This is a genomic window from Sphingobacterium sp. UBA5639 (assembly GCF_002421245.1).
GTDB classification, from domain to species: domain Bacteria; phylum Bacteroidota; class Bacteroidia; order Sphingobacteriales; family Sphingobacteriaceae; genus Sphingobacterium; species Sphingobacterium multivorum.
Genome location: NZ_DIJR01000019.1, coordinates 1 through 18,042, shown reverse-complemented (window position 1 = coordinate 18,042; position 18,042 = coordinate 1). Strand labels below are relative to the sequence as shown.

At 38.0% G+C, this 18,042-nt stretch carries 16 protein-coding genes; 4 read left to right on the top strand and 12 right to left on the bottom strand.

The window, feature by feature from the left end; all coding sequences use genetic code 11:
* Positions 1–132: 132 nt before the first annotated feature.
* Together B4Z90_RS11085 and B4Z90_RS11080 are read right to left on the bottom strand one after the other, a co-directional pair.
* Positions 133–1,023, bottom strand: a complete 891-nt coding sequence (locus B4Z90_RS11085) for a DUF6694 family lipoprotein (protein ID WP_286802199.1) — start codon at positions 1,021–1,023, stop codon at positions 133–135.
* 89 nt (positions 1,024–1,112) lie between these two features.
* Positions 1,113–1,667, bottom strand: a complete 555-nt coding sequence (locus B4Z90_RS11080; protein ID WP_286752533.1) for a hypothetical protein — start codon at positions 1,665–1,667, stop codon at positions 1,113–1,115.
* A gap of 302 nt (positions 1,668–1,969) precedes the next feature.
* Between B4Z90_RS11080 and B4Z90_RS11075 the strand changes: the two genes are divergently transcribed.
* Positions 1,970–3,736 (top strand): hypothetical protein, encoded by a 1,767-nt coding sequence (locus tag B4Z90_RS11075; protein WP_286802198.1) that lies wholly within the window; start codon positions 1,970–1,972, stop codon positions 3,734–3,736.
* 123 nt (positions 3,737–3,859) lie between these two features.
* Here the strand turns inward: B4Z90_RS11075 and B4Z90_RS11070 are convergent, their stop codons facing one another.
* The gene (locus tag B4Z90_RS11070; protein ID WP_286802197.1) at positions 3,860–4,795 is read right to left on the bottom strand and encodes a hypothetical protein; all 936 of its coding nucleotides are present in this window, start codon (positions 4,793–4,795) and stop codon (positions 3,860–3,862) included.
* A 249-nt stretch (positions 4,796–5,044) separates the two neighbouring features.
* Between B4Z90_RS11070 and B4Z90_RS11065 the strand changes: the two genes are divergently transcribed.
* From B4Z90_RS11065 to B4Z90_RS11055, 3 genes are all read left to right on the top strand, one after another.
* Positions 5,045–5,641: a porin family protein gene (locus B4Z90_RS11065; RefSeq protein ID WP_286802196.1), complete on the top strand. Its 597-nt coding sequence runs from the start codon at positions 5,045–5,047 to the stop codon at positions 5,639–5,641.
* A gap of 72 nt (positions 5,642–5,713) precedes the next feature.
* Positions 5,714–6,676: a sensor histidine kinase gene (locus B4Z90_RS11060; protein WP_286802194.1), complete on the top strand. Its 963-nt coding sequence runs from the start codon at positions 5,714–5,716 to the stop codon at positions 6,674–6,676.
* 85 nt (positions 6,677–6,761) lie between these two features.
* Positions 6,762–7,490 (top strand): LytR/AlgR family response regulator transcription factor, encoded by a 729-nt coding sequence (locus B4Z90_RS11055; RefSeq protein WP_286768442.1) that lies wholly within the window; start codon positions 6,762–6,764, stop codon positions 7,488–7,490.
* Here the strand turns inward: B4Z90_RS11055 and B4Z90_RS11050 are convergent, their stop codons facing one another.
* The 9 genes from B4Z90_RS11050 to B4Z90_RS11010 all read right to left on the bottom strand — a co-directional run.
* On the bottom strand, positions 7,491–8,399 hold the full coding sequence (locus B4Z90_RS11050) for a DUF6268 family outer membrane beta-barrel protein (RefSeq protein ID WP_286802192.1): 909 nt from the start codon (positions 8,397–8,399) through the stop codon (positions 7,491–7,493). It lies immediately after the preceding gene.
* A gap of 138 nt (positions 8,400–8,537) precedes the next feature.
* Positions 8,538–9,299: an SDR family NAD(P)-dependent oxidoreductase gene (locus B4Z90_RS11045; protein ID WP_286802191.1), complete on the bottom strand. Its 762-nt coding sequence runs from the start codon at positions 9,297–9,299 to the stop codon at positions 8,538–8,540.
* 36 nt (positions 9,300–9,335) lie between these two features.
* A complete protein-coding gene (locus tag B4Z90_RS11040) occupies positions 9,336–10,184 on the bottom strand; it encodes a TraB/GumN family protein (RefSeq protein ID WP_286752518.1) in 849 nt (282 codons plus the stop codon).
* Positions 10,185–11,060: 876 nt separating this feature from the next.
* Complete coding sequence (locus tag B4Z90_RS11035; protein WP_286752517.1) at positions 11,061–11,504, bottom strand: SRPBCC family protein; 444 nt, start codon at positions 11,502–11,504, stop codon at positions 11,061–11,063.
* Between the two features lie 277 nt (positions 11,505–11,781).
* Complete coding sequence (locus tag B4Z90_RS11030) at positions 11,782–12,687, bottom strand: AraC family transcriptional regulator (protein ID WP_070565230.1); 906 nt, start codon at positions 12,685–12,687, stop codon at positions 11,782–11,784.
* A gap of 201 nt (positions 12,688–12,888) precedes the next feature.
* Positions 12,889–13,878, bottom strand: a complete 990-nt coding sequence (locus B4Z90_RS11025) for a DUF5007 domain-containing protein (RefSeq protein ID WP_286802190.1) — start codon at positions 13,876–13,878, stop codon at positions 12,889–12,891.
* 8 nt (positions 13,879–13,886) lie between these two features.
* Positions 13,887–14,570 (bottom strand): hypothetical protein, encoded by a 684-nt coding sequence (locus B4Z90_RS11020; RefSeq protein WP_070565225.1) that lies wholly within the window; start codon positions 14,568–14,570, stop codon positions 13,887–13,889.
* 17 nt (positions 14,571–14,587) lie between these two features.
* A complete protein-coding gene (locus tag B4Z90_RS11015; RefSeq protein ID WP_286802188.1) occupies positions 14,588–16,201 on the bottom strand; it encodes a RagB/SusD family nutrient uptake outer membrane protein in 1,614 nt (537 codons plus the stop codon).
* A gap of 4 nt (positions 16,202–16,205) precedes the next feature.
* Positions 16,206–18,042, bottom strand: a 1,837-nt coding sequence (locus tag B4Z90_RS11010) for a SusC/RagA family TonB-linked outer membrane protein (RefSeq protein WP_286802186.1), incomplete at its 5' end; no start/stop codon positions are given.

Here is an 18,042-nt window from a genome sequence, read left to right as displayed (position 1 = left end):
TCCCTATTTGTTTCGTCTAATCTAAAATTCGTCAGGTTGTCAACGTTGACCGAATAACCTATAAATTAAAGGTGCTATCGGATCCTTTTAAATAATTTTCACAGCACAGAATAGGCGAATGGATGATAAAAACTAGGTCAATTGCAGATCGTCAAGGCTAATATTCTCCTTCTTTAATGCGGTGATTTCATCTTCCAATTTCTTTAAATTTTCATTGATCAGCGTTACACTACTTTTTGGAAGAACCGTCTCCCGATCATTGGATTTGATGGATTGTGTTGTCACAATCAATTCCAAATCGTAGTCTGCCAGGTTGATTCCTTTGACGGGATAGTTAGCGAAGTTCCAAAGTTTAGGATACTCTTTTTTTTGCTGATTAAAAACGATCGTGTTGACCCGGGATTCACCTGGCTGGAGTACACTGTCAGATTCGCCAAAAATAGATTGCTCGTCGCTGATAATAGCTTGTGAAGACCGTTTTTTCAGTACATACGAAAAACCTTGACTTCCTGTTAGCGGCTGTTTGCCTATATACTTCATACTTACAATGATTCTTGGGACAGACTCGCCAAAAAAATCTTCGAGATCCAATTCAATAGGTTCCAATTGAAAGACGGCCAGGTCTTTTTTTACCCGTTCAAATTCAGATTTCTGCTTTTGCAAACTATCTATTTCTTGTTGAAGATGCACTATTTTCCGTTCCTGCTGCTTTTGAAGGATATCATCGGCCAGGTCCAATACAGCACCGTAAGATTTGCCATCGATCAGACCTAACGATATATGGTTTATTGATTCTTCATGATACTTTTCAGGTTCATTCATTTTGAGCCACATCGCTTCGGATAATGCCACTCGCAAGGCCTTTTCCAAGTTCGCTTTTTCTTTATCATTCAGCTTTGCTTCTACTTTTTTACGAGAACTATCAAAGGACGATTGATCCTTTCCACTTAGTTTCTCGCTACAAGAGCTTAAAGACAATGTCAAGAATAGTCCTATAAATACGATTTTTATTACTTGTTTCATTTTAAACATATGTTATTTTCGGATGAATTTTTACTACCTTATTTTCTTTCACCATCTCAGGATGGTTTCGCTTATTTATTGATGAAATTTTACTTTTTCTTGAGTAAAAGATACAATTTATCGTAATCTTCCCAATCACCGAAACCTGCGAAATTTGGTTTTTCGCTCCATGAAACCATAGCTTTACAATCAAAACAGATCTTAGCGATCCCCATGCATTGCTTATTTTTATAGAACACAAGGATATCTCGAAATTCATAAATACAAGAGGTGTCGACATGATCGGTTCTTGTTTTTAAGAAAAATAGTGAGTCGACAGTACTATAGAGAGATTGATCCAGTGAGCCTCTAACATATCCTATATTCTTCAAATGAGATAAAAGGGAAAGATCCAACTTATCATCTTCCAATATTGATAACAAAAGACGCTCTTTCTCAGATTTATTCTTTTTGTCCTCCAATTCACCTATTTTAAATAAATCAATATCCATAAAATAATACTCCAGTGAATCAAAATTAGATGATATCGGGACCGAGGACTCTTTTTCCCGCTGTTCTAGGGTACTTCCACTATTTATGCAACCTTGCAGATAAATGGCACTGAAAAGTAGAGATCCAACGGTAAAACATATTATTCTTTTCATAACTAACAATTTACAGGCTTTTGAGTGGTTTAGCTATTTCCAAAATTATCAATTTCATTTTATAATCTAGTCGAAGAGAAAACCACATTTCTTAAGTACCCCATTACACAGCTGAAAGGGAGCTGTTGCGAGCGTTACAGATGCTAAACCTAGTTGAACATGCTATGGAAAAATTTATGTTCATTAGAAGTTTACACGGCATAAAATGTAGTAGTAAAACAACTACAGCTTTATAAAAATTAACCGCAACAAAACTTAACTACAAGATTTTTGGTTTACTTTTGTGATAGATATATAATATTATGAAACAGAAATTTTACCTGCCACTTTTAGCATTGACCTTGACCGCAATTATTAGCTGTAACAAAAACAATGATAACATTGATGACCCTAAAAATAATCAGTCTGTTGTTATCGACAATAATGCGAGCCAACTGAATGCACGTTTAGATCATCAAAATGCTGGTTTATTGCCGTTATCTAATCTTTTAGCATCCGGTAAGCGAGCAGCCAATGGTTCGACAGTCACTGCCACTCAAAACCCAGACTTCTCATTAGCATTGGTCGCACAAGTCGCTCCTCCGGATTATGAAGGCAATAAGCTTCGGGCAACCCATGTTGCTGTTTCGGGCAACTACGCTTATGTAAGTTACAATACCGAAGGCGATCGCTATCTTGGTGGTGTCGATGTCATCGACATTTCAGATATTAATAACCCACGTCTTATTGTAAATACTAAATTGCCGAATATCGACATTAGCTCCTTGGCAGTTGATGGCAATAGTCTACTCTTAGCTGGAGCAGCAGATGAAGGTGTATTGGCAAAAATGACCTCCCCTGCAGTTCTTATTGTTTTACCGCTTCAGAATGGCTTACCTACCGATGCTTATCGTTATACAGGTCTGCCAAGCTATGTGGCAACAGATGTTACTTTTAACAACGAAAGCCAGTATGCTGTTTCAGGTAATGCGGGTGCTATTTCTAAAATCAATAAATCTTCGGGCGCTATCGAAAAATCGGTAACTATTGCGGATCTTCTATCTGTAAGAACATACCAGAATCAAGTGTATGTGCTTTCAGGAACACAGGGGATAAAAGTTGTATCCAATAATCTTGATCCGGTTAAAACAATCAATGTGGGTCAAAATCCAAGTTCAGCAAAACGTACTATCGATTTTTACAGCAGTTATCTTTTAGCTTCTGAAGGCGCTCAGGGCTTGGGTATTTATAATATAAATACAGGAGCTCTGGATAAACGCATTAGTATTCCAGTAAGTCCTGATGACAGCAACATGGATCCGGAAGATATTGTGACCAATGCTGTTTCCGCAAACGACAAACGTGTATTTGTTGCCAACGGTGGTGCTGGTATCGCAGCCTATCAATTTGATACACAAAACAACTTTAACTATATCGGTAGTGCAAGCTTCAATGCCATTGACAACAGTTCAAGTAATTTTGTGATCAGTAGAGATAACTATGTTTTTGTGGCAACGGGAAAAGGTGGCTTAAAAATTCTTAAACTCATCGATCTGAAACCAACAACTCCAAGCTGTAATGGTACTTATCCAGCTTTCACAGGTAATACACAAGCAGACCTGAATGTCAATAATGAAGCGAGCTACTCGGATACAAAAACATTTGCTTCAAACGTTAATATCAACCGGAATTTTAACTGGTGTGGCACACTCAATATCAATGGAAATTCCGTTAACATCAACAGCGGTGTATTCAACATGTATGGTTCAATCGCTTTGAAGCAAAACATTAACGTCAATTCAACAATGAATTTGGTAGGCTCGGGTGTTATTGGTGGAACTTTTACCGTAAACGGAAGCGGTATCTTGAGTATAACTGGCTCACTTTCTCAAGGAACTGTAGGATCAAAATCCACTTCATTTATCAATGGTAAGATGGTTATTGACGGTGAAGTTGTCGTATACGGTAACTTGACTATTAATGGTAGCGGAAAGGTAGAATTTGCCAACAGTAAGTCTAAATTAATTGTTTATGGAAGTCTTACAAATTGGGGAAGCGTTACTAACGGAACAATTACACAAGTCAAATAAGACTTTGTATAGCTATTAAGCAGATCATAAAAAAGCCACATCATCTGATGTGGCTTTTTTATTTACTGAGAATTACAAAAAGGTCATTATATTGTTGTTATGCTTAAAACCTCATAAACAATCTTATTCCAAAATAGTCCGTGGGGTCAGCGGAACCTTTTGCTTCCAGATACCCTTCACTTGGAATTCGTGCCCAGATGTTTTATTCTTGATCGTGAAGATATAATTGCAAATTCTTTCGAGGTATTTGAATTCACCTCTCGCAGTTATCTGGGCATTGGGTTTGAGCAGCAATTCTTGTTTATCTCCAGATTTAATATAATTTTCAAAAGTTTTGCCTTTACTGTAAGGAACTTTACCTTGCCAGCGAACTCCACCATTTACCATTAATTCATCCATGAAGATCGTAGAGTCTGTTTTATTGAGCCAGTCAAAAGCGCCGTAGCTGTCACTTATGAATTCGGAACTATACTTTACGTCCTTAAAAATGGCAGTGATATCGACTTTTCGCTCCCGATTTGAGCTATTTACCAGATTCATCGCAGTACACCCTTCGGTACTGACATAGATTTTCCGGCTTTCTTTCACTTCTTCGATTTCTTTTTTGACCAACTCATATCCATCAGCCCTAGTTTGAATAAAATTCACTTCATCCATTTTATCCGCTGATAATATGCCAATAGCAAAATTCCTAGGCTGATCACTAAAATTTTCCAATAAGGTCAATTTAAGCTCGTTATTAATTGTTTTTTCCAACTGTAGCCACCCGCCGTCAACCCCAATCGAGCCCGTACGCTCCAACTTGAGCTTTTTCCCAGTGGAATCTTTCAATATTTCTCCTGTAAGGGCATCTTTGACATAGGATACATACCATAAATCCGCTTTGATCGGAATTACATTTTCCTTGATTCCGGTTTGTAAGTTGACAGCTTTAAAACCGGGATCTATTAGACCTCCTTGTGAATTAAGTCCCTCTTTAGAACAGGATGTTAGTATAAGCAGACAAAACGGCCATACCAGATAGGAAAAGGAAAACGTTCGCTTCAACGGATTTTTCATGAAATCGATTATTTGTACAACACAATTGACCAAACAAAATCTATCTTGTAAGTTAAAAAAAACAATAGACCTTTTCCCATCTATCCTGAAAAAAGACGCTTAAGCCAGAAATCTTGACAAACAAATAGAAATCTTGACAGACTAATCATCCCTATAATAACCTTCGTCACTCCAAAAATGCCGTTCGTCAAACTCTTTTTGCCAAGGAATTGATCCTTTGTTCTTTTGGACAAATTAAAACAATATAAAATGAATAAAAACGCAATTTTATCATGCATCGTATTATTTGCCATGATGTTTAGCAAAAAACTGTTTGCTCAGGAGCAACCTTTCATTCAATTGGGTATTAAAGGGGGAAGTAGTCTCAACAAACTCAATACCGAATTAGCAGACTTAGATGACAAATATGCCATAGGATTACACGTAGGGGGTATGGCAAGAGTTAATCTTGGAAGAGCTTATATCCAGGGTGAAGCTCTTTTCAATAAACGCAAAGCAGCCCTTAAACCGCAAGGGCAAACCGAAAGCAAACTCAAATGGAATGCGATTGATATCCCCGTCGTTGCAGGCTACAAAATCTACCAAAATCAGGACATCAATTTCCGAGTATTAGCTGGTGCAATTTACAGCTATACGCTAAACGACAATTTGCCGCCTCTCAAAGCAATACAACAGGGAATCAAACATTTTGACAAATCGAACTTACAAGTTACCGGCGGTTTGGGAGTCGATATTCAGCGATTTACACTTGATGTTAGCTATGAACGCGGTTTTTCTGACCTCAACAAATCTTTTAAATCCAAACCACAGGCATTTTCTATTGGATTGGGTTACTTTATCTTCTAAAACAATGAATAAGTTTTACCTTTGGAGCTACCTAGGAATCAGGCTCCAAGGGTATTTTTTTTAAATCGTGATATGTTCAAAAAAGACTATTTAAATAAACATCTTTTCCTTAGCCTCTTTTGGCTTGTACTTGGATTTGCAGTATGGATTCAAATAAAAGATGAATTCAATGCGTTACAGGCCCTATTCCATACATCACTAATTATGGTTTCGTCCATTGTTGTATCACAATGGCTGAGTGACCGGGTTTTGCCTGAAGCGATCAAGACTCGACAAATGAAACCTTTTGTGCTGAAAGCGATCGCTTTTGTGATCATTTTAGCTATTTTAATTGGTGGCATAGATTACTACTTCATTCTCACCAAAGAAGGAATATCTAACCATGAACGGACAGATCTAATACTCACTCATTTCTATCAAGGTATTCCATCTTCCCTACTGATCAATGGTACGGCCTGCGGGATTAGATTTTATCAGGAACATGCTGATATTCAACGCATACACAGTCAATTGCAGCAGAATTTCCTTGAAAGTCAGGTGAAATTTTTACAGGATCAGGTCAATCCTCATTTTATGTTTAATGTCTTGAACCATATTCATATCCTCATGAAAAAGAATGTGGAAATGGCCGATTATTTGCTTCTGAAATTTTCGGACATTCTGAGGTACCAGCTCTATGAGTGCAACCAACCCCTCGTACTTTTAACACGCGAACTGCAATATTTACAGGATTTTATAGCCATAGAAAAAATGCGATGGGGCGACGAACTGGATGTAAGCTGTTCATGGAATCAATCTTCAAAGGATTTATATATTGCACCATTGATGCTCATCTGTTTTGTCGAAAACGCATTTAAACACGTAAACCGTCTTCCAAATCAAAAAGGAGGCATAGCGTTATCCTGTGTTGAGGAAGAAGGAAAACTTCAATTCAACATCAGTAATAGTTATCAGGACTATCCGCAATTAGCTTCGACTGGGCACTCGGGGATAGGGCTGGAAAATGTAAAAAAAAAGACTGGAACTGCAATATGAAAACAACTATTCGTTAACAATCCATAAACTTGACAACAGTTTTACTATACAACTGACCATCGATCTTAACAGCTAACTATTGACAATGGAAGAAATTAAAATGAAATGTATCATCGTAGACGATGAACCTATGCTGCGCCAACATATTGCCGAAATGACCGAGCAGATCGATTTTTTGGATTTAGTGGAAACATTTCCTTCAGCACTAGCTGCAACTTCGAGGTTACAGCAGGGCGATATAGATCTTATTTTTTTAGATATTAATATGCCCTATCTCAATGGTATAGACTTTTTAGACTCCCTTGAAAACCCGCCTTTATGTATCTTCATCACAGCTTATTCAGAATATGCTTTGGAAGGATTCAGACTTCAAGCTGTTGATTACCTCCTCAAACCTATAATTTTCCAGCGTTTCTATCAGGCCAGCACCAAAGCTTATCAGCTTTTTCTACAGCGGAACAAACCCTTACAGGAAAGTAGTCCGAATGACAATATGTTATTTGTAAGACAGGGGGATGCTTTTGTTAAAATCTCCTGGACAGATATTCTGTACGCGGAAAGTATGCAAAATTATACAAAACTTCACTTTAAAGAGCGTACAATTACAATCCATCAAACCATGTTAGCTTTGGAAGAGGCATTACCCGGCAACCATTTTTTTCGTATTCACAAATCCTACCTAGTCAATGTAAACCACATTGACATCATTACTGGAGGGAGAGTATATATACAGGACCAAGAATTGCCAATCTCGCGCACAAAAAGGGAGGAGCTTCTCCAAAATATTGTTTTTAAGAAGCTCCTTAGCCGATGATTAAGGCATATTCCATTTAAATGCTACGGAAGTATAGAAAGTCGGTGAAAATCGGGGATCTTCCTGCGTTTTATTCTTGAATAAACTCTTTAAGGATCGATCATTTTCTACATACAATCTGGCAAGTGTGCTTCCGCCGGTCAGCTGGAGCTTCAGGCTCTTGCCCAAATTGAACTGAGGCTGAAGCCCAGCTGTCAATAACATAAAACCGGCCAAAGTAGATTTCCCATTCTTTTCTCGCTCTGCAGTCATACCATCTAGATTAACGACAGCACGAAGATCAACCAATTCATTGAGGTGATAGGATGCGGATAGACCTTGCGGGAAATTCACATTGAACTTCACTTTTCCATTTGTTTTCCAATCAAAATACAAACCTGGCAGGATCATTGGCACGCCAAAACTATTGCTCAATACAGGTCCAAATCCAAACGCTAAATTCGGTCTAAATTTTTTAATAAAAAGCACACCTCCCTGCCCCAGTATATCCTTACCATTTACTTTAACGAGGTCTGAATAAATCCCAACGGAGGCGAAAGTCAATAGAGACCAATTTTTCCTTAATGAGGTCAGGTATTGAAGTCCCATTTCCGCATTGAGCATTTCAGTCGGGAATAAGGGTTCTTCATACCCTCTATTTTCCATCTTTGCATAAGCTGCCCCTATCTTCAAGGACCAGCGTTTTATATTGCCAGAAGAGTCTATTTTGGTGGATAGTGGAACTTCCAGGTTAAACTGTATTCTCCTAAAATCGCTCTTTGAACCTGTCTTAACACTATCTTCAGGGCGAATATAATTTGATAGTGGGACATAATCCACAGCAACCTGTCCCGATACTGCATTTTGAGCATGTGCAGTCAGCGTAGTAAAACCGCTGAGTATAACTGCACATAATACTTGTTTCCTCATGTTTTTTCAACAAAGGAAGCTTTTGGACGGCTCAAGCACCAATCTTTTTGATATAGTGCATGTATACGTTGACCAAATGCAAATTTATCGCGATGTCAAAAAATTTATAACGGCAAGAAGTGCGGATCAAAAGCAATGTTATAGATTAAAATCACACATTGCCGGCATATTAATTTCCTTTACACAGCTTGCCGCCGAAGTAGAGATAATAAATCGTAATGCTTGGATTACATCTTGCAGGGGAATAAGATTACCTTGTGTTTGTACAATAACGTTTTCTATTGTTTCATTATGATCAAATTCTGTCGCTAAATAGCCCAAATTTAATATGGAAACACCTATTTTATCTTTTCTAAGGTTTTCCCGTAAGGAATGGACAACACCACGTAATGCAAACTTTGTCGCAGAGAATGCAACTTCTTTTCCACTGTGGTTATCTAACCCCCAAGTAGAACCAATCAATATAATCTTAGCGTTGGACGATTGTCTTAAATTATCTATTACCGACTGTACATTTAAAATGCAAGACGTAATATTCGTATTGATTAAGTTTATTATTTCGGAGGCGCTGTTATCTGCAAAATTATACGCTTCCGTAAATGCGTCTTTTTCCCATATCCCAACATTATAGATAAAATAATCAATCCGTTGATTTCCTATTACCGCCTTTATCGTCTCCGAAGATTCTTTCCGTTGGGATAGATCGGTAGCAATCCATCGGATGTCTGAATTGGCACTTAAATAATTTGGTTCATTCCTGGAAATACCAAATATTAGATCATTCTCATTTGGCAAATTCAACGCTATAACTCTGCCTAATCCCCTACTTATACCAAAAATCAAATATGTCTTGCCACCTGTTTTCAATATCTCTACTGTTTCGTTGTGCTCGGATGCCATTTTTTTCTTAGTTTTAAATATCCACTAAGATAAGATTTATTTTACGGCCTCTACTTTGAATCCTTTTTCTCGGAGTAAGGTAATCAGCCCCTGATCACCGGTCAAATGCCCTGCGCCAACGGCAATAAAACAGGATTCTTCATTGATCATAGGGGGTATCAGGTTACTCCAATTCAAATTTCTCCCAATTAACAATTTTTCTTTTTGTTCTTTCGTCATCCAGGCTGGATCTTGGAGCAATTTTGTCAACTCTTCCAAATTCTCTGATTTATAAGCTTGAACCATCTTGACTGTCAATGCAGGGTATTCGTCCAACTGAAAAACAGATTCCATGAACAATTTGGGTGTAATAAGATCCTTCAGCAAATTAAATTGAAAATCAGGTGTCTCCAACTCTCCTATTACCTTTCCTTGGCTGGTCGCAAGTGCTGACAGCTCGACCTCATAAGACTTCATCTTTGTCGGATCCGGGCAATTAAATCCTTTCATCGAGAACAAGGATATAACAGCAACAGGTGATACATAATCCAACAATTTGATTGAAAGCTGCTGTGCGATCAACACGCTGTCCATCTTTTTGATATCGTCTTCAGAAAATGACTTTATAAAACTCGGATCCGAAACAGTAAATGCCTGTAGAGATTTTGCATTTTCTGGTTTGGAAAGATCAACTTCAAAAACTACCTTTTTACTAGCATTTAGTGCATCTAAATTCTTCTGTTTGATGACAAAGTCGTCTGGACACAACATATGGATCGTACCGAACAAATAAGAATCTTGTTTTAGACCATTACCGGAAATTTTCCATAACATCGAACTTTCTTGGGCAAAGCTATTAATGGTCATACAAATCAGCAGCGCCAATAGAAGTAATGTCTTTTTCATAAGATCGTATAAATTGATTTTTTATATAAAAAAATATAATTTTTGGCTTTTCACCAAAATATTATCTACTGTTTATGGTATTAAATGCTAGTCCTCAAAAATTCTCGCTGCTGTTTTTCGCTTTTAATATCTTCAATGTTTTTTTCAGTCAACCAGGCTCTAAAATGCTCCGGATCTTGTGGTGTAAAATGGATTACTTTACCACATTTTAAAAGTAGGGAAAAGATTCCGCTAGCGGCAGCGAATTTTATGATTTCGTTCGAATGGTATCCAAGTTGGGAAAAATACTCCATTGTTCTTATTCAATTCTAGAAATAAATGCTTTCCACACCAATGTAGATCCATATGGCCATTGATCTTTCAGAAAGCATATTAATTTTTATTTCTTCACAGTTTTATAATTCATTCAAATATCGTAAATTATTTCAATTATTTCATCAAACAGATTATTAATTTAATTGTTATTTTCATAAATTAATCAAACAATTAACAAAGCTTCTACCAGAAATTATAGCTATCCTAGTTTCAATGAATTCAGATCCAATCAATTCTTTCCACAGTGGGGAGGTTTTATTTCGACCACATCAATCTACATAACATCAGGAGTAAATCTGAAGATGAGCTGGGATCTAATGGATATATGATAGACAGCTTAGAATCAAGCCTATGGTACTTTTGGGGGGAAAGAAAAATTATAGAGGCACTGTTTTAGGGATTATTAATCTCGGAGGAGAGACAGATACTGGAGCCCCCCAAGGGCAGGCTCACAGTTATATATTATTATGATAAAAAATCCATTCCGGAAGCTTGGTTGTCACATCCAACCCACTATGAAGATAGTAATACCTTAACAGAAGCTATATTTGCTAGCAAGGATCAATTCGAAAAAGGCTGTCCTTTACCTGTTTCAATATATGCTTCTAAACTTTTCACAAATTGTCGCCATCCATCTGTACAAATATCATAGCATTCGATTTCAGGGGATAAGCCAATATGTTCAAGTTGCAACACAATCCCGTTTTCTTTTTCTGTGATGTCCCAAACGATCGTTGTGCCAATCCATTCTTTTTGATTATTCAATCCGGGAAGGGCTATCAATGAATCTTCGACATGCCAAACAACTTTTGCATTTTCATGTAAGTCTTCCACTTGCATTACTTTGTAAATAAGATCTCCAAAGCGAATTGTAAATCTATCGTCCTTCTTATTGGAAGAGCCCTCAAACATGATTGTCCACCAAAATGGTATTTCATCGGTTAGTGCTTTAAAGACCCGATCCTTTGTTACACCCAACTGGATAGTTTGACTATAATTTTCCATTGCCAATTTTTTTTTATTAAATACGGCCTCGATTTTCCGTTATTATTAACGAATTTATAGATAGATTTTCCAATCGATCTTAGCATAAGACAAGTTTTTCTTTAGTTTTAGGTAGTAGCGGATAATAGCTATATTACTTTTATACTCCAAACAACACGTTACTAATCAAATATAAAACCATCTATGAAGACTATGCTTCAAAAATTAGGAATATTAGGATTTCTGATCGTACTAAATCTCTCCACATAAAAGCCACGTCTCACGACGTGGCCTTAAACTAAACATATGAAACAATTGTATTTTCTGTATAGCGCTGATCATAGCGCAAAATATACTCTTTCGGTGTGCAGCCGATAATCTGTTTAAATACGCGGTTAAAATTTGTAATGCTATTGAAGCCGCAGTTGTAAGCAATAAATGAGATATTTTCCAAATGTAAATGATCTTTTCCCAATTGACTACAAACCTCATTAATTCGTATCCGGTTTAGATAACCAACTAAAGTGATTCCACAGTGTTTTTTGAAATAACGGCAGAATGCCTGTGGCGACAGGTGTGCCCTTTCTGCAACACTTTCTAAAGTAAGCCCATGTTTAAAATGTGTATTGATATAATGACAAACCTTCTCTATGCGGTTATTTTTTCCAGTGGAACCGACTACAGTCTCCATCGGTTCGGGACAGAGCGCATCTGTTCTCTTTGAAATTTGGGCTAGTGTCCGGAGCAAATAGAAGAAATGCATCATTTTATCGATCTTTTCCGATTGTTTTAATAACAGCATACGCTTAGATACCATGTCGAAATCCACCTCCGGAATCTTAAATCCCCTGGAATCCTGACTTAAAAATTGCTCCAAGGATTCAAATTCACCCAACATAAAAAGTTGTTTCAACCTCCCTTCCGGATCAAAAAAGATCGAAATGGATCTAGCGGCATCACCAGCCTTATCCTCGGATACAGATTTAAATACATGTGCTTGGTGAGCAGCGATGAAAAATATATCGTTTTCCTTAAAGGGATGGAGGGTTTCATCCACAAGCAATACACCTTTTCCTTTCGTAATCCACATTAACTGGGCTTCTTGATGACGATGCAAATGTGGATAGAACGATTCCGAGATATCCTCCTGGACAGTGATGCTTTGTCCTTTAATTACAGGAATATTAAATTGTAACGTTTTCATAGCATGTTAGTATTAGGTTACTCAACATTGGTTTTACTAAATATAGACAACAAGCGTAACATATTGAGAAATGTCAATCGCACATCTAATAAAATGTCAAAATTTGCTCATAATTGGTTAATTTTCGCACTGTGGGCATCTAAGTTTAATATAGATCTGGGTTTAATAAAGTGTGGGGAACTTACTATGCTCCCCTAATCTTTATTGTGTAATACGCGTTACCGTTGGCAGTTTTACCTGAACCTCATAAGTACCTTCCATCAATAGCTGGAATCCAAAAACAGGGTTGACATTATTAGCACTTAAGCCGTCGATTTGGGCATACTTCATGGGGATGCGATAGTAATTGAGAAAACCCCAATCTGTTCCATCTTTTCCAATTAATTTAGCAAGCGGAAAAGGTGCAACCTCAAAATCACAGATCAACGAATTATCTGTCACTTGGACTGGATTAAACTTCACATGAGATTCAAACATCGGTCGATCCCCCCGTTTGGTCACTTCTCCATTTTTAGGATTGAATGCATTTCCATTTTTATCGACGATCTTTAGGATAACACGAGCGCCATCGTTTGAAATTTTTGTACAAGTCACTTTTGGGGCTGTAATTCCGGTAAAAACTTCTGCAGCGCTCGATCCACTTGCCGCTTGATAGGTTACTTTAAACATATCATCAATCGTAGGTTCTACAATCTCGATGGTGGCCAATTTAGGGAATACACGCTCTCCTCTAGGGTTGGTCATTTTGACATCAAAATTAAAACGCCCTAAAGGTAGATTGGCAGAAGCTCGATTAAAAACCAGCTGTCCACTGACTGTATTAAATTCCATCGGGGCTTTCTTTACTGTTTCTCTCTTTTTATTGAGTAGTTCGACCGTGGTATCTGTCTCGGCATTGAACACTAAACCAGGCTTAAAGGTTAGAATGTCAAATTCTTTAAAAAAGACATCCGGTGCGGGCTGACCTGTTGCTTCATCGTTTAAGTTTAACAATTCGAATGTATAGGGGGGCGTAGAACCATCTGTATTAATACGGTCAGACATCGTTAGGGACATTCCACGTTTGCAAAAAATGGTATTATCTTTATATCGTATACCTTCGCTCAAAAAGCCGTTTTCAATTTTCTTGCAGCCAGAAGTTAGCGCAAAAGCAAACAGCAAGCTATATAAAATTTTTAAATTCGTTTTCATATCAGTTTCTAATCAGCCATTTTTCCGGCGTTAAAAAATAAACGATGTGTGTTTTGCAATACATGCAATACACCTGTCGTCGTCCTAATTCCCGAGGTTTGACAATCATAGGATTTATCAAGTTGATCTTTTGGAATCGCATTATAATCGGGTTCCTCAGCATCAAGAGTACCGATCACCTTTGTGAAATTGAGATAATCTACATAATCCAGATAATCGCTGTAGTCACGTGTTCTGCGCAATTTGATATTGAACCTGACATTGGGAATTGCACCAAGCTTGCTTACAAAATATTTGTTGTCAGGGCTGAGATTTTCTCGTGTGATCTTTCCATCGAATAGGTAGATCATCATCGAATCACGTAATTCTTTGACTGGGATGTTATTGATCCCGAACTGAATATTTTCGTTTCCCACCTCAATGATCCTTTGTTGTTTTTTGGCGGCTACATAATCCCGTACGCCATAATCGCTCGTTGCAAAGAACGTGACATCTGAATTCACAATATCTTTAATACCGGCACGGTCTATAATCTTAACCAACGAATCAAAGCTACCATGCTGCTTCAAAAAATCATAAGTTGTCTGGTTCACGTTGGCATCGCTCTTTCCACCATCGACTTTATAATTATCCTTCTTACATGCGAAAAGAAAAATTAATATTGACGCAAACAATCCTGTTATCTTTTTCATAATTCTTTTTTTAGTGCTTACACCTTTCCTCTCCAGTATGAGGTCTGTGTCAACTTGTTATTATTTTTGAATAGGGCTGGATTAATTGGCCAATAGAATCCTTCCTGACGGAAGCGGGACTCCGAGAGCCATGGAACAAAATTGCTGTATTGCCTTGTTCGCAATAGATCATAAAAAATATGCCCTTCGAGATAAAGTTCTTTTCCTCTTTCAATAATATATTCGTACATGACATCGTCTTTACTCGATGTATTATCCACGAAGGCAGATTCATCGGCGCCATTCCTTTTTCTAAATTCATTGATGATGTCTATTGCTTTGGAAACTTGATTTCTATAAAGTGCAATTTCGGCTTTCAACAAGCGCATATCCGCTAACCTAAAGACAATCAGATTATTGCTAACATAAGCATCTTGCTTTTGTGAGGGATTACGGTAGACAACACTTTGATATTTTACGCAAGTAGGTTTATCACTGTTTAGATCGGTAAAATTACGTCTACAACGAATATCACTATCGTCGAAGACCTGTGAAGGCATCGCCTTCCACTCCCACTGCTGCAAACTTGTATTCCAATACCAGTCCCAAACCTGGTCTATTTTATAAAAATGATTTGTCAGATAATCTGCATTGACATAACACCTCGAATTTGTTCCAGAAGTTGCCAGCTGCGCAGTTCTCAAAAACATATTGGCAATATGTTGATTGGTTCCTTCGCGTGTATTTTCACTCATTGCAATTTCAAAAATACCTTCACTCGAAAGTCCTTCGAAAGTCTTATAATAATTAGATGTGTCGGTCAATGAATACATACCATTATTTAAGATTTCATCGATGGCTTTATCTGCTTTGTCTACCGTTTCGAGATCAGGTTGGTTTGAATTGACATCACTCATTGTTGCCTTCCAAAGGTAGAAATGAGCTAACAATGCATTCACCGCGCCTTTATTGGCTGTGACTTTGGCGTTCCCAACAAGTGAATATTGCCAAGGCAACAATTCATGTGCCTGCAGTGCATCCTTCTCGATCTGCGCCATAACCTCTTTTTTGGTACTCCGTGCTAATTCTGGAGCAGAAATAGGGTCGTCGTATTCTTCCGTTACCACGGGCACGTCTCCCCACACGCGTAGCATCATAAAATAAGTGAACGCCCGTAAAAAATAAGCCTCTCCAAGCATCTCATTTTTGAACTTCGTTGGATTGGTCACATCGGTCAGTAAATCGTCCGCCACCTTAGGAACTCGATTAATAATGATATTGCTCATCGTAATCGCTTTATAGTACTTGGTCCAATCTCCAAAATTCTCTACATTGTATTGAAATGTAAAATCTCCATTTTGGATCCCTTCGAGTCCATCACCATTATATTGGATTGTAAAATAATTCTTGGCAATTGCATCGCCATACATAAAGTATCGTGGACTCGGATTCCAGTTACCCGAATTCATCACATCCCGTACCAAAGCATAGTTACCTGCCATAGCACTCCGTAAATCCCCTGAGCTTTTCCAATATGCGCCCGCGAAAGTCGAATTGACGGGTTCTTCCACCAAAAACTTTTTACATGACCCTAGCAAGAAAACCAGCATCAATAGCACCGCTAGTCTATAGTTAAAAAAAAATCTTTTCATCGTCTTAAAAAGTTAGTTCAAATCCTAATGTATATTTTCTTGGAATCGGATAACCACCACCGTTATACTCTCCATATGGGTTTACAGCCTCGGCATCCGGCAATTTTTTTGATTTTTGCCAACGGGCAACATTATCCACTATACCAAAGAATCTCACTTTGGAAATACTCCATTTCTTGCTGATCCGTTCAGGGAGGTTGTAAGAAAAAATCAGGTTCTTAAATCGCATATAGGAACCATTTTCTAAAAAGAAAGTCTGCGCAGAGGTGTAATAGTAACGATAGGTGCCGATATCATATTTTGCGTATTCGGCCTTGTCGCCGGGCTGTTTCCAGATATTGAGTTTGTCCAGATCCCGTATCGAATAGTAAGCAAAATTTGAAGTCGCATCGCCCGAAGTGGAGTTACTGAATTGATCTGATTCAAAAAGATTCAGTACATCCCTCCCAAAACCGTAGGTAAAAAACAAAGTAAGCGAAAAGTCTTTATAACTAAAGACGTTATTCCAGCCTCCGGTCCACTTAAAATTAGGATCTCCAATCGCCCTTTTATCTGGATTAATACCACTATTAAATACGTCTACAAAATAATCGCCATCTATATCTTCAAAATAAAAATCTCCGGGATTGAATGTTCCATTGGAATTTCGATAGCGTTCGCCTGTATATGGATTGACCGGAATATCGTCCAGGGTCGAGAAAACCCCCAGAGTTTTATAGAGATAAAATGCATTGATCGGGCTGCCCACCGAGAGGATATGAGATTTATCAAATCGATCGCCATCCATGACCATATCGCGGCCGCCATTTGGCAGATTCATGATCCGATTCTTGACATAGGAAATATTTAAATTGGACCGCCAGCTCAATGTGGAGCTACGTGGGAACATATCAGCAGACAATTGAATATCGACACCTGAATTGCGGATTCCTACCGAATTTGTTTTGGCGTAATCGTATCCGGACGTGACGGGAAGCATGACGTCAAATAGCCCATCATAGTTTTCCTTATTAAATACATCTACCATAGCTGTAAAACGTCCCTTGTACAATTCCATATCGACACCTAAATTCCATTGCCTATTGCGCTCCCAGCTGAGATTTTTTTGGGCAACGCCATTATTAAAGTTTGGTGTAATAGCCACTTGGCCATTATAGGAAGTTGCTCCGGAATTACCCTGATACCCCCCATTATTGACATTATAGAGATTATACTGCAAATAGTTACTTTTAGGGAGAGATCCGGTCAATCCATAACTTCCTCTAATTTTAAGTAAGGTGAATATAGGATTGTTTTTCAGAAAATCTTCTTCAGTTAAAATCCAGCCGACAGATGCGGACGGAAAATATCCCCATTTGTTGTTTTCTCCAAATCGGGACGATCCATCCGCACGGACAGCCCCTGAAAACAGGTATTTACTATCAAAATCATAGGAAAAGCGACCGAGATAGGACAGCTGTGACCACTTTTGCAAATCGGAGTTGGCACCGATGTTATTTTGCAGAAATCCTGTAACCACTTGGATCTGATCCGATACCCCCTGACTACCCCATGCGGATACATTTTGCATTTTATTTTTTTCCGCTTCCTGACCCAGTAGTACATTTAAAGAGTGTTTTCCAAACTGTTTGATATAAGTTAAAAAGTTCGATATCCTGACTTGGCTATTCTCATAAGAATAAGCTGACGAATAATTACCGGCACCGCTCATCAAAGCTGATGGCCTATTATAAGCCCTATTGGCCATATCTTTGATATAGGCGGATTGGGAAGTAAAAGTTAATCCTGGTGCAATATTGAAAATCAGATTTAGATTGGTATGTCTATAACGGAGGTCAATG

Coding starts and splice junctions, on each gene's coding strand:
- B4Z90_RS11085 (WP_286802199.1), bottom strand. CDS start 1,023: ATGAAACAAGTAATAAAAATCGTATTTATAGGACTATTCTTGACATTG.
- B4Z90_RS11080 (WP_286752533.1), bottom strand. CDS start 1,667: ATGAAAAGAATAATATGTTTTACCGTTGGATCTCTACTTTTCAGTGCC.
- B4Z90_RS11075 (WP_286802198.1), top strand. CDS start 1,970: ATGAAACAGAAATTTTACCTGCCACTTTTAGCATTGACCTTGACCGCA.
- B4Z90_RS11070 (WP_286802197.1), bottom strand. CDS start 4,795: ATGAAAAATCCGTTGAAGCGAACGTTTTCCTTTTCCTATCTGGTATGG.
- B4Z90_RS11065 (WP_286802196.1), top strand. CDS start 5,045: ATGAATAAAAACGCAATTTTATCATGCATCGTATTATTTGCCATGATG.
- B4Z90_RS11060 (WP_286802194.1), top strand. CDS start 5,714: ATGTTCAAAAAAGACTATTTAAATAAACATCTTTTCCTTAGCCTCTTT.
- B4Z90_RS11055 (WP_286768442.1), top strand. CDS start 6,762: ATGGAAGAAATTAAAATGAAATGTATCATCGTAGACGATGAACCTATG.
- B4Z90_RS11050 (WP_286802192.1), bottom strand. CDS start 8,399: ATGAGGAAACAAGTATTATGTGCAGTTATACTCAGCGGTTTTACTACG.
- B4Z90_RS11045 (WP_286802191.1), bottom strand. CDS start 9,299: ATGGCATCCGAGCACAACGAAACAGTAGAGATATTGAAAACAGGTGGC.
- B4Z90_RS11040 (WP_286752518.1), bottom strand. CDS start 10,184: ATGAAAAAGACATTACTTCTATTGGCGCTGCTGATTTGTATGACCATT.
- B4Z90_RS11035 (WP_286752517.1), bottom strand. CDS start 11,504: ATGGAAAATTATAGTCAAACTATCCAGTTGGGTGTAACAAAGGATCGG.
- B4Z90_RS11030 (WP_070565230.1), bottom strand. CDS start 12,687: ATGAAAACGTTACAATTTAATATTCCTGTAATTAAAGGACAAAGCATC.
- B4Z90_RS11025 (WP_286802190.1), bottom strand. CDS start 13,878: ATGAAAACGAATTTAAAAATTTTATATAGCTTGCTGTTTGCTTTTGCG.
- B4Z90_RS11020 (WP_070565225.1), bottom strand. CDS start 14,570: ATGAAAAAGATAACAGGATTGTTTGCGTCAATATTAATTTTTCTTTTC.
- B4Z90_RS11015 (WP_286802188.1), bottom strand. CDS start 16,201: ATGAAAAGATTTTTTTTTAACTATAGACTAGCGGTGCTATTGATGCTG.